At 32.9% G+C, this 18,308-nt stretch carries 21 protein-coding genes; 8 read left to right on the forward strand and 13 right to left on the reverse strand.

Annotated features, from left to right (window positions below):
• Positions 1-142: 142 nt before the first annotated feature.
• The 6 genes from IKS50_RS06470 to IKS50_RS06495 all read left to right on the forward strand — a co-directional run bounded on the left by IKS50_RS06470 (position 143) and on the right by IKS50_RS06495 (position 5,983).
• Positions 143-1,240 (forward strand): DNA topoisomerase IV subunit A, encoded by a 1,098-nt coding sequence (locus tag IKS50_RS06470; RefSeq protein ID WP_292847178.1) that lies wholly within the window; start codon positions 143-145, stop codon positions 1,238-1,240.
• Between the two features lie 192 nt (positions 1,241-1,432).
• On the forward strand, positions 1,433-1,705 hold the full coding sequence (locus IKS50_RS06475; RefSeq protein WP_292847180.1) for a metal-sensing transcriptional repressor: 273 nt from the start codon (positions 1,433-1,435) through the stop codon (positions 1,703-1,705).
• A 60-nt stretch (positions 1,706-1,765) separates the two neighbouring features.
• Positions 1,766-3,634: a cation-translocating P-type ATPase gene (locus IKS50_RS06480; RefSeq protein ID WP_292847183.1), complete on the forward strand. Its 1,869-nt coding sequence runs from the start codon at positions 1,766-1,768 to the stop codon at positions 3,632-3,634.
• A gap of 28 nt (positions 3,635-3,662) precedes the next feature.
• Entirely contained in the window at positions 3,663-3,866 is a 204-nt protein-coding gene (locus IKS50_RS06485) for a heavy-metal-associated domain-containing protein (RefSeq protein WP_292847186.1), read from the forward strand.
• A 226-nt stretch (positions 3,867-4,092) separates the two neighbouring features.
• A complete protein-coding gene (locus IKS50_RS06490; RefSeq protein ID WP_292847189.1) occupies positions 4,093-5,109 on the forward strand; it encodes a phosphorylating glyceraldehyde-3-phosphate dehydrogenase in 1,017 nt (338 codons plus the stop codon).
• 37 nt (positions 5,110-5,146) lie between these two features.
• Entirely contained in the window at positions 5,147-5,983 is an 837-nt protein-coding gene (locus IKS50_RS06495; RefSeq protein ID WP_292847192.1) for a TIM barrel protein, read from the forward strand.
• Here IKS50_RS06495 and IKS50_RS06500 read toward each other — a convergent pair.
• From IKS50_RS06500 to IKS50_RS06510, 3 genes are all read right to left on the reverse strand, one after another.
• Positions 5,980-6,489: a zinc ribbon domain-containing protein gene (locus IKS50_RS06500; RefSeq protein ID WP_292847195.1), complete on the reverse strand. Its 510-nt coding sequence runs from the start codon at positions 6,487-6,489 to the stop codon at positions 5,980-5,982. The two genes, IKS50_RS06495 and IKS50_RS06500, sit on opposite strands and share 4 nt — an antisense overlap.
• 41 nt (positions 6,490-6,530) lie before the next feature.
• Positions 6,531-6,791, reverse strand: a complete 261-nt coding sequence (locus IKS50_RS06505) for a helix-turn-helix domain-containing protein (RefSeq protein ID WP_292847198.1) — start codon at positions 6,789-6,791, stop codon at positions 6,531-6,533.
• Positions 6,792-6,921: 130 nt separating this feature from the next.
• A complete protein-coding gene (locus tag IKS50_RS06510; protein WP_292847200.1) occupies positions 6,922-7,983 on the reverse strand; it encodes a metallophosphoesterase in 1,062 nt (353 codons plus the stop codon).
• 90 nt (positions 7,984-8,073) lie between these two features.
• Here IKS50_RS06510 and IKS50_RS06515 point away from each other — a divergent pair, with 90 nt between their 5' ends.
• Positions 8,074-9,195 carry an AAA family ATPase gene (locus IKS50_RS06515; protein WP_292847285.1) on the forward strand — a complete coding sequence of 374 codons (1,122 nt, stop codon included), beginning with the start codon at positions 8,074-8,076 and terminating at the stop codon, positions 9,193-9,195.
• Positions 9,196-9,199: 4 nt separating this feature from the next.
• Here IKS50_RS06515 and hemA read toward each other — a convergent pair whose 3' ends face one another.
• The 3 genes from hemA to IKS50_RS06530 are packed head-to-tail and all read right to left on the reverse strand — an operon-like array spanning position 9,200 to position 11,500.
• Positions 9,200-10,399: a glutamyl-tRNA reductase gene (gene hemA / locus IKS50_RS06520; RefSeq protein WP_292847203.1), complete on the reverse strand. Its 1,200-nt coding sequence runs from the start codon at positions 10,397-10,399 to the stop codon at positions 9,200-9,202.
• Positions 10,396-11,016 (reverse strand): bifunctional precorrin-2 dehydrogenase/sirohydrochlorin ferrochelatase, encoded by a 621-nt coding sequence (locus IKS50_RS06525; protein WP_292847205.1) that lies wholly within the window; start codon positions 11,014-11,016, stop codon positions 10,396-10,398. The genes hemA and IKS50_RS06525 overlap by 4 nt, the downstream gene beginning before the upstream one ends.
• A gap of 1 nt (position 11,017) precedes the next feature.
• Positions 11,018-11,500 (reverse strand): methanogenesis marker 9 domain-containing protein, encoded by a 483-nt coding sequence (locus IKS50_RS06530; protein WP_292847208.1) that lies wholly within the window; start codon positions 11,498-11,500, stop codon positions 11,018-11,020.
• Between the two features lie 173 nt (positions 11,501-11,673).
• Here IKS50_RS06530 and IKS50_RS06535 point away from each other — a divergent pair, with 173 nt between their 5' ends.
• On the forward strand, positions 11,674-12,342 hold the full coding sequence (locus IKS50_RS06535; protein WP_292847211.1) for a M48 family metallopeptidase: 669 nt from the start codon (positions 11,674-11,676) through the stop codon (positions 12,340-12,342).
• A gap of 3 nt (positions 12,343-12,345) precedes the next feature.
• Here IKS50_RS06535 and atwA read toward each other — a convergent pair whose 3' ends face one another.
• From atwA to IKS50_RS06570, 7 genes are all read right to left on the reverse strand, one after another.
• The gene (atwA, locus tag IKS50_RS06540; RefSeq protein ID WP_292847214.1) at positions 12,346-13,944 is read right to left on the reverse strand and encodes a methyl coenzyme M reductase system, component A2; all 1,599 of its coding nucleotides are present in this window, start codon (positions 13,942-13,944) and stop codon (positions 12,346-12,348) included.
• Positions 13,945-14,017: 73 nt separating this feature from the next.
• A complete protein-coding gene (locus IKS50_RS06545; protein ID WP_366664939.1) occupies positions 14,018-14,728 on the reverse strand; it encodes a tRNA-dihydrouridine synthase in 711 nt (236 codons plus the stop codon).
• 29 nt (positions 14,729-14,757) lie between these two features.
• Positions 14,758-15,519, reverse strand: a complete 762-nt coding sequence (locus IKS50_RS06550; protein WP_292847220.1) for a GTP cyclohydrolase III — start codon at positions 15,517-15,519, stop codon at positions 14,758-14,760.
• A gap of 21 nt (positions 15,520-15,540) precedes the next feature.
• Complete coding sequence (cofD, locus tag IKS50_RS06555) at positions 15,541-16,446, reverse strand: 2-phospho-L-lactate transferase (protein WP_292847223.1); 906 nt, start codon at positions 16,444-16,446, stop codon at positions 15,541-15,543.
• A 7-nt stretch (positions 16,447-16,453) separates the two neighbouring features.
• Complete coding sequence (locus IKS50_RS06560; protein ID WP_292847226.1) at positions 16,454-17,227, reverse strand: coenzyme F420-0:L-glutamate ligase; 774 nt, start codon at positions 17,225-17,227, stop codon at positions 16,454-16,456.
• A 24-nt stretch (positions 17,228-17,251) separates the two neighbouring features.
• Positions 17,252-17,878, reverse strand: coding sequence for an IMP cyclohydrolase (locus tag IKS50_RS06565; RefSeq protein WP_292847229.1), 627 nt, complete (start codon positions 17,876-17,878; stop codon positions 17,252-17,254).
• Positions 17,879-17,894: 16 nt separating this feature from the next.
• Positions 17,895-18,308, reverse strand: coding sequence for a biopolymer transporter ExbD (locus IKS50_RS06570; RefSeq protein WP_292847232.1), 414 nt, complete (start codon positions 18,306-18,308; stop codon positions 17,895-17,897).

The raw sequence follows: 18,308 nt of genomic DNA on the forward strand, positions 1-18,308 counted from the left end.
AGAAGAGGAAGAAGAAGAACTTGATGCAATCATCATGGAAGAAGTTGACGAATTTGGACATGTTGTTGAAGAAGGCAACTCAACATTAGACAACTTCATTGAAGATGATATTGATGATGGTTTTAAGGATTAGGTGATTTGAATGACTAAAGCTAAACAAAATGAAAAATCACATAAGGAACTTAGGAAAGAATACACCTACAATAAATTAAAAGGATTAGGTCAAGAAATCATTGAAGAAATCGAAAAAAACAAAGTGCCTAGTATTAAAGTTCCATCTCGTGGTACCGGAAATATTGTTTATGATAATGCTAAAAGATACTACGTATTAGGGGATAGATACGGTAAAAGATCTTTAGGTAATGTGAAACAAATCAGAAAATTAGGTCAAATGGTTTATGTAGCTAATTTCTGTAAAGACCTTGTACAACGTGACAAAACAGCAACAATCAGGGAAATGTATTATGTTTCCGAAGGTTGGGGAATAAGCTTTAAAACACAACAAGAATCCAACATTGTGGGAGAAGACTTAGAAGTAACCTTAGGGACCACTCGTGAAGAACTAGGGTTAATGCCTGAAGAAGATGGTGCATCAGTTTACGGAGACATTACTCTTTTTGATGAAGTCGAATTTAACGCCGCAAAAATGGGTAAATCCGGTTATACTATCTCACCTACAATTGACCAGGTCGACATCCTAGATTGTAATGTTGATAAAGTATTAGCTGTGGAAACCATGGGAATGTTTCACAGGTTAGTGCAAGAAAACGCACATAAAAGATTTAACACATTAATTGTAGGACTTAAAGGACAAGCTGCTCGTGCTACAAGAAGATTCATTAAAAGATTGAATGAAGAAAGAGGATTACCAGTATACATCTGTAACGACGGAGACCCTTGGGGATTCCACATTGCACAGGTAATCATTTCCGGAAGCGCAAAATTAGCTCATGTTAATCATGAATTGGCAACTCCTGATGCGAAATTTATCGGAGTTACCGCATCTGATATCATCAACTATGAATTGCCAACCGATGATCTCAAACCTGTTGATGTGTTAAGGCTCAAAGAGCTTTCTAAAGACCCAAGGTATAAAAGTGATTTCTGGCAAACAGAAATTAAAAAGATGCTTAAAATTGGTAAAAAAGCAGAACAGCAATCTTTCTCCAAGTATGGGCTTGAATATGTAGTAGACACATATTTCCCAGCTAAATTCGAGGAAATGGAAAATCAAAATTAAATTTAAACTTTTTCCTCCTTTTTTTATTTTTTTAACACATATACGATTAACCCTCACTGAAATACCGAATAAACTTATTTTATATTAATTTGATGAATTGAATTTATTTAATGAGTAAGCCACACTATAAAAAATCGGTACATTTATATATTAAAAAAATCATATACCCCCATAGGTATAGGATGTGATACTATGAAAGAATGTATGGATGGACCAAATTTACATAGAAGAATCAAAAAAATCATTGGCCAACTAAATGCAATTGATCGTATGATTGATGAGGATATTCCTTGTGAACAAATATTAATGCAAGTGAATGCTTCTAAATCAGCATTACATAAGGTTGGACATATTATTGTTGAAGGACATCTTGAACATTGCGTAAAGCAAGCAATAAAAGAGGAAGATGCTGATGAAGCGATAAGTGATATTTCATCAATTTTAGAATATTACTCCAGACTTTAATTTTTTTTAAAGTTACTTTATACCCTATGGGGTATATTAACAATATGGGAGCTGATTAATATGAACTTAAAATTTGACAAACAAGAGCAAACCGACCTAATGGTAATATTCATTTCCGCAATTAGTTTAATTGCAAGTTTTATATTATCTATTGACTATCTCTCATGGATTCCAATATTATTATGCGGAATCCCAATATTTAAAGAATGCATTGAAGGATTAATTAGAGAATTTGATATAAAAGCTGATGTGCTTGTTTCAATAGGAATAATTGCATCAATCATAATCGGAGAAGTATTTGCCGCAGGCGAAATTGCAACAATCATGGCAATTGGCGGATTTTTAGAAGAATATACCATATCAAAAACACATGGAAGAATTGAAGAACTTGTTAATATGGTGCCTCAAGTTGCAACAAGAATAAATGATGGGATGGAAGAAAGAATATATGTTGAACATTTAAAAGTCGGAGATATCTTAAAAATCCTTCCCGGCGAAACCATTCCAACAGACGGAATTATTATAAATGGAGAAACCTCAATTAACCAATCTACATTAACTGGAGAATCCCTGCCGGTAGATAAAAAAGCAAATGACGAAGTATATAGTGGAACCATCAATCTATATGGCTCATTCACAATGAAAACAACAAAAGTCAGCGAGGACAGTTCCCTTCAAAAACTAATCAGATTAGTGGAATCATCAAAACCCGAAAATGCAAAGATTGTCAGAACAGCGGATAAATGGGCGACAATGATTGTTGTAATTGCATTTGCTGCTTCAATTTTAACATACTTATACACCTTTGAAATAATCAGATCAGTTACAATCCTCATTGTATTCTGTCCTTGTGCACTGATATTGGCTACACCAACCGCAATCATGGCCGCAATCGGAAATTTAACAAAACATGGAATTCTGATAAAGGATGGGGAATCAATAGAGGAATTGGCTCATGTTGATGAACTGGTATTCGACAAAACAGGAACTCTGACAAAAGGCATGCCTGAAGTAGTCAATGTAGTTTCAGACAATCCTCAAGAGATGATGTATCTGCTTGCATCTCTAGAATCAAAATCAGAACACCCCATTTCAAAATCAATTAAGAGATATTACAATAACACAGATTTGGCAGAAGTTGATAATTTTAAAATGCATATGGGGAAAGGAGTGAGTGGAAATATTGAGGGTTCCAGAATAATTGCCGGAAATAAAAAATTACTAGAATCTGAAGGTATTTCTTTAAAAAGCATTAAAGAAGCTCAGAATGGTGAAATACAAATATATGTTGCAAAGGATGACGAATACATTGGCAGCGTATATCTTGCAGACACATTACGTGAAACTTCCAAAAAAACAATAAGAAGGCTAAAAGGGTTAAGAATTAAAACAACATTGCTTACCGGAGATAACGAAAAAACAGCGACCCATATAGCAAATGAGTTAAAAGTCAGAAATGTGAAATTCAACTGTTTGCCTGAAGATAAAACAGACTACATCCAGAAAGAACAAATACTTGGGCATAAAGTTGCAATGATTGGTGATGGAATAAATGACGCCCCATCACTTAAAAAGGCAAATGTCGGAATAGCTATGGGGGATATTGGAAGCGACATAAGCGTTGATGCAGCAAATATCACATTGATTAATGACAATATCGAAGATATCCCTCAGTTGATTGCAGTTGCTAGAAGAACAATAAAAGTGATAAGCATAGGAATCGGATTTGCATTGGGCTTAAACATAATTGCAATGGCCTTGGCGATTTTAGGTCTTTTAACTCCAATTGAAGGAGCATTGATTCACAACATTGGATCAGTTGTGGTGATTATTTACTCCTACACTTTGGTCAACTACAAAATTTCAAGAAAAGATTGTAGAAATCCTATAACTGCTGTGAACAAAAATATAAATAAAGCGATTACATAATATTAAATATCGATAAAGGTGATTAATTATGGCTGAAAAAGAAATTAAAGTTGTGGGCATGCACTGCCCATCATGTGTAGCTGCTGTAGAACTATGTTTAAAAGATGTTGACGGAATTGAAGATGCTAAAGCAGATTTAGATTCTGGAATCACTACAATTACAATGTCTGGTGACGTAAGCGATGCAGACATTAACGAAGCTGTTGAAGAAGCAGGATTCAAAGTAGAATAATTCTACTTTTTCTTATTTTTTACAAAAATTTTTTAAAATACCAATTTCCCTTATCCACACCAATGAATATTGTGTTTTGTATTATCAAAACTTAATTCTGAATTTTTTATATATTTAATTGAAAAAACAAATCTGAAGTTAAATATCAAATTTTAAATAAGTTAAAAAATAAATTTAAACTCATATAATAATATTTTTAAAAATTATTATAAAAAAAGGGATTAAAATGAAAACTGTTGCAATTAATGGTTATGGAACCATCGGTAAAAGAGTGGCAGATGCTGTTTCTGCTCAAGATGATATGAAAATCATTGGTGTAAGTAAGACTAGGCCAAATTATGAAGCAAGAACTGCTGTTGAAGAAAAAGGCTATCCGTTATACATTGGAATTCCGGAAAGAGAACAATTATTTAAAGATGCTGGAATTGAAATAGCTGGAACAGTTGAAGAAATGATTCAAGAAGCAGATGTTGTTGTTGACTGTACTCCTGGAAGTATTGGTCCTCAAAACCTTGAAATGTATAAAAAGGCGGGCGTTAAAGCTATCTACCAAGGTGGAGAAGACCATGAGCTTACTGGTCTTTCATTTAATGCTATTTCAAACTATGATGATTCCTATGGTGCAGATTATACTAGAGTAGTTTCATGTAACACTACAGGGCTCACCCGTACATTATCTACTATTGACCCTATAGCAGACATTAAAAAAGTTAGAGCAGTAATGGTTAGAAGAGGATCAGATCCTTCTGAAATCAAAAAAGGACCAATCAATGCTATTGTTCCAAATCCTCCAAAAGTACCGTCTCACCATGGTCCTGATGTAAAAACCGTGATGAAAGGTATTGATGTAACAACCATGGCATTACTCGTACCAACTACATTAATGCACCAACACAACATTATGGTTGAAATCAACAATGATGTTGAAACTGAAGAAATTGTCGAAGCATTAGAAAAACGTTCAAGAGTAATTGTCGTTTCTGCTGAAGAAGGTTTAGGATCAACTGCTGAGTTAATGGAATATGCTAAAGAACTTGGAAGAAGTAGAAATGATTTATATGAAATTCCAGTCTGGAAAGAATCCATTAATGTTGTAGGAAATGAATTATTCTACATGCAAGCAGTACATCAAGAATCTGATGTAATACCTGAAAACATTGATGCAATCCGTGCGCTTCTTGAAATGGAAAGTGACAACGAAAAATCAATTGCTAAAACTAACAAAGCTATGGGAATATTATAAAATTCCCACTTTTTTACTATTTTTTTACTGATTTATTATGAAACATAAAGTACTTTTTGGACCTGCTGGCAGTCCGGTTAATTATAAAGGAGCCGCTTATAAAGCCCCAAAATATATTCAAGATGAAGGTTTAGATTCTTATGAATATCAATCCCCATATGGAGTGAGAATTGGTGAAAAAGCAGCAACTATATTAAAAGACGAATCAGAAAAGCACGATATTTTAGTTTCAATGCATGCTCCATACTATATCAACTTGTGTGCAAAGGAAGATGAAAAAGTTGATAAAAGTATTGGCCATTTAATAGCTGCAGCCCGTGCAGGCGAATGGATGGGAGCATATCGTTTAGTATTCCACCCAGGAGCCTACCTGAATAGGAAACCTGAAAAGGCTATGGAAATATCAAAAAATACTGTAAACAGATTGTTTGAGGAACTTGAAGCTGAAGGAATTGAAGAATTTACCTTTGCTCCTGAAACTACTGGTAAACGTACACAACTGGGCAATGTAAGTGAAGTTGTTGAGTTATGTGCTACATTTGACCATTTTGAACCTACAATTGATTTTGCACATGTTCATGCGCGGGGACGTGGTTTTTTAAATAAAAAAGAAGATTACAATTGTATATTCTCAATAATTGAAGATAATCTAGACATTGATATCCTGCATTGCCACTACACGACAATTGAATATGGTCGGGGAGGCGAAGTAAAACATCACACCTTGGATGAAAGTGAGGAATATGGTCCGAATATAAAGGATTTGCTAGAAAATTTAATTGACAATGGTTGGAAGGCAAATATAATTTGTGAAACCCCTGAACGTGACCTTGATGCTTTAAAAATGAAAGAAATATACGAAGAGATGATTTAGTAGTTTTTTACAGAGCCAATTAGGTCATCCATATCATTAAATAAATCGTTTATATCATCATTATCTTTTTTATTTGAACTTAATTGTATGACAAGTTCATTTATCAAATCTTCCATCTTATCAACGAAAGTATTTAATGTTTTTATCTTATTTTCAATTTCACCATCAACGACTTCATTACTATCCAGTTCCATCATCCTACGAGTAATTTTTATTTGATTGGTGAACAACTGATTAGATTTTTTAATAGCATTAGTGAATTTAGCATAAGACATGTGAGTAGGGTCAAATAATTTTTCAACTAATTCAGTTGCCTTTGCCTGTTTTGAATTATAATCCTGTTCTATTTTGTCAACTTCTGATTTATATTTTGATGAAACTTTAATTACTTCCTCTTTAGGATTGTGATAAACTTCCTTACCGCATTGAGAGCAAAAATGTTGATTCGGCATTAACTTAGCACCGCAATAAATACAAAAATGATTATGATTATCTTCAACAGTCATAAATAATTATTTGGTAAAACTTATTAAAAAAAGTATGATATTCAATCCAGATTATTCGCAATGTCACGGCCAATTGGTGTCAATCTGTATATCCTATTTTTACGTTCTTGTTCATTAATACATTCTACGACACCACAATCTTTTAATTCTTTTAAAACATTAGAAATATGGCTCATTCGAATATTTGAATCTTTAGCTATATGTGTGGGAGTCTTATCCTCATGTTCAAGTGCCTTTAATGCCCTAGTCCGGTATGAAGAAATACTAATATAAGCAAATACCTTTAATGTCTCATCATCCATGCTAAAGCCTCTCCCATTATTTACTTATATTAACATTTAAAAAATATTTAAAGTTATATACAATATTAAAAAAGGAACACTACAACTAAACAACAAGATAATAACCGCATTAACTCAATGAAAAGATAAGTTATATCCTTTTTAATTTTAGAACGACTATTTCAGAATCCGTACCCCATCTCATCGGAGTATCCATGGAACCGACCCCCGTGGTAACATGCAGGTATCTGCCTAATTTATTCTTAAATAATCCCATATTATATCCAAACATTAAATTTCCAAACCAGACGGCCGGATAAAATTGTCCCCCATGAGTATGGCCGGATAATTGAATATCAAAACCTAAATCAGAAAATTCATCCCAATAGTAGGGAACATGATAATTGATAATATTTAGCATATCTGGTTTGATTAATGAACCATCAAATTGCAGAATGTTCCTATCGCCTATGCTGAAAGGTAACCCATAAATATTCAAACATTCAAATTCCATTGATTCATTGTCTAAAACTATAATTCCCGCTTTTTTACAAGCTTTTATAACATTTTCAATACCCGGATAAAAATCATGGTTTCCCGGAGTAAATATTATAGGCATTTTTACATCTTTAAGTGCAATAAAATCATCTTCCTCTACAACTGATGAACCGTCCGCCAGATCTCCTGAAATGATTGCCAATTCACAATCTAAAGTATTTAACTTGTCTTTTATATCGCTGATTATCTTTTTGTGACGTACAGAGCCAAAGTGAATATCTGATAAATGTGCAATGTTAATATCCCTCTGCAAATTATTGAATTTTAAAGTTTCTTCATTGACTACCAATCTGTGGGCTTTCCAATAGTTATAAACTCCCAAAATCGGCACAATTGCCAATGCCAGAATGATAACAATCAAAGGCAAGGTTATAAAACTTCCGACTAGATAAATTATAATAATATCAATTAAAAACATGACGGATGCCCATAACCATACCCCATCAATAGTCGTTAGAAATCTTGTAATTTTTCGAGATTTACGGATTTCAAAAAGCATCGGTAAAAAATGATTCAAACCTATAAACATTGTAATTAAGAGCAAATAAATATCACTAAGCCCTCCAACCAATAATAAGAGGTATTTAAGTAAAAAAAACTCAAATAACATGTAAAATGGAGTTGCAAATAATACTCTTTTTGTTCTGAAACTCATAACTCGACCTCAAAAAACTATATGTTACAACAAATATTTAAATAATTAAAACTAATGTTTAGATGTAAGAAAAAGATTGGAGCTAAAAATTTGAAAAGCAACAATAAGAAACCAGAAATCAAAACAACAAATCAGAAAGTATCAAAAATCGAAAATGACGATAAAGAATATGCTCAATTAGTTGTAATTAAACCTGTGGGATACCCATTTGATTTTGCATTAATGGATGAAAATATTGAAATAAAAAACATCGAATTATTCGAAGAATATGCGCGTGAACAATGGTTAGGTTTAGTTGTCCGTGAAAAATCACATTTATTTGATCAAAAAATAATTCCAGATTATGGTTTTGAAATTGTAACTGCAAAACCAAATAACTCAATTATTTCTGAAAATACCCAAATCAAAATCATTACTGATAAAATTGAAAAGAATAACGACAATAAAATTAAATCTGATATTACTCTTGAGGATATTGTTGGCCAAGACAATGCAAAAGCTAAAGTTAAAGTTATAACAAAATACTTAGAAAATCCTGAAAGTTTTGGTCCTTGGGCTCCGAAAAATATTTTATTTTATGGGCTTCCCGGCACTGGTAAAACCATGCTTGTAAAGGCATTATCTAATGAGCTTAATGTCCCGTTATATTTAGTTAAAGCGACTTCATTAATAGGAGAACATGTTGGAGATGCTTCATCTAAAATTCATGAGTTATTTAAAAAAGCATCTGAAAACGCTCCTTCAATAATTTTTATCGACGAAATTGATGCCATTGCACTGCACAGATCATTCCAATCCATTCGGGGAGACGTTTCTGAAATAGTTAATGCGCTTTTAACTGAAATGGATGGTATTGAAGAAAACAAATCAGTTATAACAATTGGGGCCACTAACAATCAGAATAGTTTAGATTTAGGCGTGAGAAGTAGATTTGAAGAAGAAATTGAATTTAAATTACCTGATGATAATGAAAGATTAAGCATTTTAGAGAATAATCTAGAAACCATGCCATTAGACTATGATCTGGATTTAGAAAAAATTGTAAAAATTACAAAGGGATTATCTGGTAGAGACATCAAAGAAAAAATATTAAAAACATCACTTCACAATGCAATATCTAATGACTCAGAAATAATTACTATGGAAAACATAGAATATGCATTAAATAACATTAAAATTAAAAATACTGATGTTAAAGGAATGTTTGAGTAGAATTTTAATTAAAATCAAATATATATTCAGCTGCATCAATAATATCTTTATTTTCTTCTTTAGCAGCTTTTTTAACATTTTTTGAAATATCGAAAAATATCTTATTCACAATGGAATTTGTTAAATTATCGAGAATTTTAACACTGCCATCTACATCTGCCAACTTCACAGATGCTTTTTGAGTTTCACGTTGCCTTATCTCTTCCATTGATGCTCTTAAATTACCTAGGATTTCATCAAGTTCCATTATTTTGAACGATTCTTTGAGTAAAATGAACTCTTCATTGATGATATTTTCTGCTTCGCCAAATTCCTTAATTCTGAGTTTGGTATTTTCATCAGCAATCTCACGTAAATCATCAATATTGAATGATTTAACACCCAACTCGCGAACATCATCAGAAATATCCCTAGGATTAGCAATATCAACCATCATTAAATTTTCATAATCCATATCAATTCCTAAAAGACGTTCCTTTGTGATGATTGCATGAGGAGCGCTAGTGGCACTAATCACAACATCTGCAGTAGCCAAATATTTTTCCAAATCATTGAAAAGTATTGCCTCACCACCTAGGTCTTTTGCAAGTTCGACAGCAACATAAAAAGTACGGTTAGCCACAAAAATAGCATGTAAATCTTTTTCGGCCAATGCTTTGGCAACTAATCGGCCCATTTTACCTGCTCCAATAACTAATACGGACTTATCATCTAGACTGCCTATATGTTTTTCGGCCAAATCAATCGCGGCCGAACCTATTGAAACAGATCCTTTGTTAATATTAGTTTTATTTCTAACAACTTGACCAACATGAATTGCTTTTGTAAAAATAGCATCAAGGGATTTTCCACAATGGTGATTTTTAACTGCTTTGTGTTTTGCATCTTTAACTTGACCTAAGATTTGATCTTCTCCAACAATCATTGATTCTAAACCGGAAGTCATTCTGAGCAGATGCATTATCGCAGATTGACCATGTTCAATTATGATATTTTGATTCTCATGAGATAACAATTCGTCGTCTTCTTCAATGAAATCATTGCTAATGTAATATTCTTTTCTGTTGCATGTGGAAATTTCAATATATTCCCCAATTGAATATTTTTCCTGTAATTGAAAAAACAATTCATCCATATCTTTAGAAATATTCTCCATTGATTGAATATCTGCTATTTTATGGTCAACTCTTAAATTAAGTATCACTCTAATCCCCTTATTAAATTGTCAATGCAAACTTTAGCTTCATCGATTTCCTTATTTTTAATTAAAACATTAATTTCCTCATCTTCAAAAATCTCATACAGGCATTTGCGCCTATCTTTTTGATTTTCAAGCGTATCTTTTAATTTTAATCTTGCATAATCTTGAAGTTCGATTTTTATAATATCTTCATCAGTGATTATTGATTGGATTTTTTTTCTTAATTGCCTAGCCATCAATGGGCTTTTTCCATTAGTGAAAATAGATATTTCGACATCCCCAATATTGAAACTTGTAGGAACAATCACATTACCCTTATCTGGATAATCAGCCCTATTAATTAATTTATCCCCTGAAATCTTTGAAACATATTCGGATAACTCTTCATCACCACTTGCAACAACAACCAAATCCGCCCATTCAACCAGACCATCAACATCATTCGCAGAACATAATTCGGCACCTTTATCCATTAGTTCCGGCAATAAATTACTTCCAACTAATTTAACATTAGCCCCATGGTCTAGGAATTTATTTGCTCTTCTTGTTGCAACTTCGCCAGTGCCTAAAATAAAAACATTCAAATTTGAAGTTTTTAGATAAATAGATGTCCAATCCATTTTAATCAGAATTTTCAAGAGATTTTGCATGTAACACTTTTACAGCAGCTCTTAAATCATTATTACAGTCTGTTAAAACATTCATAGCTTCAATTTTAGATACATTGAATGTTTCAGCTAAAGCTTCAGCTCTCTTATCCGGACTAGGTTTTTGAACTCCAACTAATCTTTCAGATAATTGCTTTTTTAAATCCAAATATTCATCTTGACTCATTCCCATATTTCTTAAAGTCATATCTCTTAATGGGCATGGTTTTGATGGTTTACAACACCATACAAGTGAACCAAAACAAGTCCCTGCTCCTTCACCTAATCTAGTTTCTCTTCCAAACTGAATTTTAATGTTGACAAACTCTTGAGGAGTTAAATTAACTTCTTGTAATGCGTTTAAAACAGGGCAGGGTTTAACTGGCGGACAGCAAAAAGCAAGTCCTCTTATATCTCCTCCCCTACAAATATGAGACGGTGCATCTTCCCAAGTCATAACAATCCTCCAATAATAATTTCACTTCTTTATTTATAAATCTAAAATAATAATATAATTTATTTAAATATTAAATATATAATCTTTTTTATAAACCCAATTTAAAACATCGAATTCACATTTATTAATATAAAAAAGATTTAAATATATTGTTAATCTTATTCTTTAATGACATGATAATCGAAGATATTGCCGTCACTGTTGAAAAAAAGAATATAAAACATATGTATATTCGTATTTTGCCCCCAAATGGAGAAGTAAAGGTATCTGCACCATTATTTATCTCAGATGAGGATATAATCGACTTCATTAAATCAAAAAAAGATTGGATTTTAAAAAAGCAAAAATATATTCTAGAAAATGATATTAAATCACCTTTAAAATATGTTAATGGTGAAAAACACTATTTATGGGGAAATGAATACGATTTACAGTTAATTTCAAATGTTAATGTTAAACATGCAATTATTAAAGAGAATATGATTTATTTGCCTGTGCCCAAAAGAAGTACAATTGAAAAAAGAAAAAGTATTCTAGATGAGTTTTATCGTCAAGAACTGAAAACAGCTATCCCCCCAGTTTTAGATAAGTGTACAAGGATTGTTGGGAAAAATCCTGCTGGCGTTACTGTTCGTAAAATGAAAAATTGGGGAAACTGTAAAAAAGATGGCAGAATTACCTTAAATTTAAATCTTGCAAAAAAAGATAAAGAATGTTTAGAATATGTGATGATACATGAATTATGTCATTTAATAGAATTCAATCATGGGAAAAAATTCAAAAAATTGATGGATGAGTTTTGTCCGGATTGGAAAAAAATAAAAAAAAGATTAAATGATTAAAGACTATCTGTCTTTAAGCATATCTTCTTTTTCATCAGGAGTTAACTGGTCAACTATTTCTTCAGGAGTGCCCACATCCAAGAGTCTGCCTCCTCTCATTAAAGCTGCCCTGTCACAAACATCTAATACGAAATCCATATCGTGAGAAACAATAATGAATGTTTGTTCTAATTCAGCACGAGCTTTTAAAATTGAGTCGGTAACATTTACACGAGTAATAGGATCCATAGTACCAGTCGGTTCATCTAAAATAATTAATTTAGGTTCTTTGATTAAAACTTGCGCCAAAGCAATCCTATGTTTTTCTCCTACACTTAATTGATCAGGATATTTATCTAAAATCAGTGTAGCATCTTTTTCATCAAATCCTACAGTAACTAATGCATGAATAGCTTGAATTTTACCAAATTCAGCAGGCAAATCTAAACTAATCGCATCGGTTAAATTACCTAATATTGTTCTGTGAGGATATAAAGAATATTCTTGGTGCAATAAGCCAATATACGGCATGATACGTCCACGGTTAAGCGGCCCCACTTTAGTCATGTCAATCCATTCGTCCCCAAGTTTAATTTTAATGTCTCCGCTACTTGGTTCGGTTAATCCCATTAACATTCTTGTGGTGGTTGTTTTACCGGAACCACTTAAACCCACAATTCCAAATATCTCTTCTTTATTAATAGTTAAACTTATTCCGTCAACAGCTCTGACTACACCACGTTCAATGGAGTAGTAATGCTTTTTAACCTCTTCAAGTACAACTTCAGGTTCACCAAACTCTGGAATTTCAGGTTTTTTAGGGACAGGAACTGTTTCCATGAAATGTTCTACAACAGTATGTGGTTCCCCTTCTTCTTTAATTTGACCATTTTCTAACCAAATCACATTATCTGCAAGTTCAGTCATTACTTCTGGCCAGTGAGATGTGATTAACATAGTGATGCCTTCATCTTTGACACCTTCTTTTAAAGTATTGTGAAGTTTTACTGCAGTTTGAGGATCCAAAGTACCAGTCGGTTCATCTGCTAAAAACATCATTGGATTTTTAGCTAATTGCCTTGCAAGAACTACTCTTTGTTTTTCTCCACCACTTAAGTCACGAGCGATGTGTGTTATCCTATGGTTCATTTGAACCATTTCTAACAATTCCAAAGCAGTATATAGGCCTTCTTCGTATTCGACCCCTTCCGGCATTGCCCTCATTACGTTTTCAATAACAGTTTCTTCATCATACAAAGCAAAGTTACGTTGCAGCATGATGGAAATTCTTCTTTTAATACTTGCGAACAATTTTCTTTCAGCATTAAAGAAATCAACTTCTTTAGATTCGTATGTTCCGCCACAACTACATTTTTCGCCAGCATGGGACGGAGATTCGACAGCCAAACATTCTGGGCAAACAGCAATATTCATTATAATATTACCTGCATCAGGTCGGTATTCTTTAGTACCCCTAAGCATGTTGATTAAAACGGATTTACCGCTTCCACTACGTCCCAATATACCTAAAGTTTCTCCTTCAGTAATCTTTAAATTAATATCTTTAAGAACATCAACACCATCAAAAGTTTTGGTAATATTCTTAAGAGTTATGAAATCCATGTAATCACCTATTGATTTAATTTTTATTTTAAACTATTAATAATACTTTCTAATAACAATTGTTTTAAAAAAATTAAAAATCAGTAATATTAAAATCTAAATTTCCAGAAATAACTGAACGAGCTATTGAAAACCCATCAACACCAGTGTCAATCATTTTTTGAAGATTAACTTGACTGTTAACAGAATTATTTCCAATTACTTTAATATTAACATTATTACAGATTTCAGTTAAAAGTTCCCAGTCTGCTTCAAAAACGCCTTTCTTCATGGCATCTACATGTAAATAATCAGCCCCACTATCTTCGATTAAACTTGCCAATTTTAAAGTATCCGTGCCTTCAACATTGGCTCTAATTTTTACTGAAACTTCACTATTTACATTATCAACAACGTCAGATATGAAATCGCCTAAATCTTGACGATTCAACATTTTTTGGCCACAACCAATATCTAAAATTTCCTTTTGGCGACAATGACAATTAATCTCAACAATATCCAAATCCTTAATATTACCTACATCAATAATTGGTTGGGCGGTTGTTGCTCGCACATTCGCTGAGACTTTTACATTATTGTGAACCTTTTTTATTGATTCGACTTCATTTTCAATATGTGTAAAAATTTCACTAAGAGGAAAATCAAATTCACTTCTTCCCCTCTCAATAATTTTTTTACTCGCATCAATTGTAGGCGCATCTAAACTATATCCGCCTAAAGTAGCTACATTAAAACCATATGGAATAACTTTTTTTAGAAAATCAGCGTTAGTTATTCCGGCCATTGGAGCAACTACTTTAATCATGATATTCCTCAGTATTCTTTTTCAACGACCCAAGTCCACATCTCATTATTGTTTGCTCTGATTTCCTCAAGACCAATATCAGCCATATAAGCAGCGTCTTCAGCATTCTTACCTCTACCAATACCTGCTTTAAGTTTGATTCCAATTTCTTCATCGATTTCCACCATGATGTCTTCAATTTCCTGTTCGCTTAAACCATTACATGGGGACATGAAATTATCTCCACCGATGAAGAACAACAATGCTCCTTTTTTAATTAATTTGGTCATTAAGTAATGTTGAGCTTTATTAACCATAAAACTAGTATCAAATGCAGATTCAATATCTGTTAAAGTTTCTGTAACACTATTAATGTCAATGTGGGCGGCTTGTACAAAGCTGTCCTCTTCACTAACTAAACTATCGACTGCTAAAATTTCCTTTCTTTCACCAGATTGGGCGCTTCCTGCCTTTTGAAGAGCAATAGTTGCTAACTTTTGAGCTTCATGAGGAGTTTCAGCAGCGCCAACACCCATACTGATTGTAATTGGGTATCTGTTTCTAATTGACCTTTGAATTCTTAAATGATCTTCTTCATTTAGACCATTTGAAATTGCAAGTAAATTATCAAATCTTGTAAAGAAAACCAAACCTTTTTTGTTTCCAAAATGATTATTTAAGTCGGCAAATAAATTTGCTTGCAACATTTGTAAATCAGATTCAGTTCTTGGCCTTGGAGTTACAGTCCACGGACCATAATTGTCAATTTGTATTAAAGTCATTTGTATCATTTACTAATCGCCTCTTTCTTACTAAGGAATACTATCTATAATAATTTGTGCTAAATTTTTCTTAGCATCTAAACTATTCATAATTGTATTTGTAATTGTTACCTTATTAACTATTTGATTTAATTGTGATTCCAAATTGGAATCTTGAGTATCAATAACAAAATTATCTAAGAAATCTTGATATAAAGATGCAACCCCTACTGAAGAAACTTCTACACCCAAAGCTTCCATAAATTTACTAGCAGGACCTGAAACCGCATCAGAACCAATAATTGGTGAAACTGCTATAGTATAAGTTTCCTTTAATGCGTCTCGAACATCTTCAAGAGATAAGATTGGTGAAATTGAAGTTATTGGATTTGACGGGCCAATAATTACCGCTTCAGAATTTTTAATTGCTTCAATAATTCCCTCTGCAGGACTAACTTTAGAAAATTTTAAATCTAAAACTTTTGGTTCGGATTGGTGTTTAATTAAGAAATCATGGAATTCCAACTCCCCCATGTCCGTGATGATTTTAATATCAGATTGCTCTTCACTCATAGGAATTATCTTAGATTTGATTCCCATATTCTCCGCTTGAATTTCACAAGCCTTTTTAAGGCCATATTTTTGCATTAATTGAGTTTTTTGTATTTTTGTAGCGCGGTCTATATCGCCTATTCTGAGCAGTTCTCCGCAACCTAACTCTTCAAGCCTTTCATGAGTGATGAACGTATCGTCCTTAACACCATACCAAAATTCATCATTTATCATGTCAGCCATTGTATATAATACTGTATCAATGTCTGCAGAGACATAAACGCCTGAAAAATAATCGTTTTCTAAGGTATTTACAATGATTGTTAAATCACTAGGATCAACAATTTCTTTAAGACCTTGTAATAATTTTGGAGTGCCGGTTCCTCCAGATAAAACAGTAATCATAATATCCCTATTTTCTAAATACATCCGCTTCTCTAGGCATTAGAACAGGTTTAATATTTGAATCTGTGTTTCTCAAAATATCAAAACTATCAAATCCTCGTATAATAACTACTGGAAGCCCTTCATCAGCCTGACCCATAATAAGAGATGCCGCTGATGCTAATTCATCACAGGTTGCAATTTCAGTTGTTTCTAATTCTCTACCATATAAATCTTTTTCACCAACACGCTTCCAAATTGGTGAAATTCCAGAACAACCTATTGCAGTTCCAATTGCTCCAAATCTAAAAGCTCTTCCCTGAGTATCAGTAATTATAACTGCAATCTCTTCATCAAATTCGTCTTCTAAAAATTCGCGAATTTCACGAGCAGATTTATCTGCATTTTTTGGCATAGGAGTGGCAAGCCCATCTCCAACATTAGACTCATCAATGCCTGCATTAGCACAAACAAAACCCTGTTTTGTTTCAGTTATAATGAATTTAGGACCAACACGAACAACTTCATTTGATTCATTTAAAATAGCTTCAACTAATTTTGGGTCTTTATCTGCTTTTTTCGCAAGTTCAATAGCTAAATCTGATGGATTTAGATCATTCAATACAATGAAATTTTCTTCAGCTTTTGAAATTAAAGTTTCAGCAATTAAAACAATGTCTCCATGATTTAAACCGCACCCCTGCTTTTCAATAGCTTCCTTTATAATCTGAGAAATATCGCTATTGCCATCAACAATAGGAATATCCTCTAATCCAAATAATTCAATACTCATAACAATCATCTAAAAATTTTAAAAAAAAGAAAATTATGGATTATAGACTTCAGTAGTCCATTCTCCATCAAAAACAGCAGCACAAGATGTGACTGGTTTTTCATAATTTGCAAAAACACCTTCGTCAAAAATATATTTTGCGGCTTCTTCAGAAGTCTTGGCTTCAAAATCAACCTTATCTGGTACTTGACTGCCATATGTGGAAATAAATGCCGCTTCACCATAAGGCACCTGTTCCACTAAGATTTTGTTATCGTTTACAATTCCAATATAACACTCATATTCATCTTCGTTATCTGTTGATGTAACAGCAGCCGCAATTCTTGGAGTATTATAATCATCTTTCTCATAATCCATGGTAAGTAATGAATACGCCATTGCATCCCTCATATTCATTCCTACACTGATTTTATCTGCTATAACATCAGTCTGAGAACCATTAGAAACAACAATCTTATCATCTACAATTTTAATAGAATTGTAAGAAATATAAGCGTTCTTATAAATATCTTTTTCAAAACCTTCTATTGGAACAACAGCCGCACGGTCATCATATTTTAAACATTTCCTATTTGGAAATGATCTGCTTGATACCCTGTATGCTACAAAAGGTTTACCATCACTATTCATACCCGCTGATAAAATTCTACCTGTATACATTTTCATTCCTCAATTTTTAAAGTTCTGGACGTTGGACAGCATCATTTACTGAAATGCCCGGCGGTGTTTTAATAATGATTTCACCAGGTTTGATAATAACTTGTCCATTGTCAATAACATTTGCGTGTACACCTACGGCACCGCCAGCAATCGAATCCGACCTGTCTTGACCATTAACAGTGACTTTATGTAAATTAGCTACTGGCACTACATAATATTCCTGTTCTCCAGAAACGGCAGTGACATTAGGTTTTCCGCCACCATCTTCAACAGTGTCTGCGGTATCCGCTTGAACATCAGTAGCTGAAAAATTACTAGTAACTACTAAAAAAATCATAATTGTGAATAAAATATCAATGAAAGGAACTAGATTGATACTTGGTTTTTGATCTAAAAACTTCTTTTTATGTTTTTTTACATCAATCGCCAT

The organism is Methanobrevibacter sp., assembly GCF_017539065.1.
Lineage (GTDB): Archaea > Methanobacteriota > Methanobacteria > Methanobacteriales > Methanobacteriaceae > Methanocatella.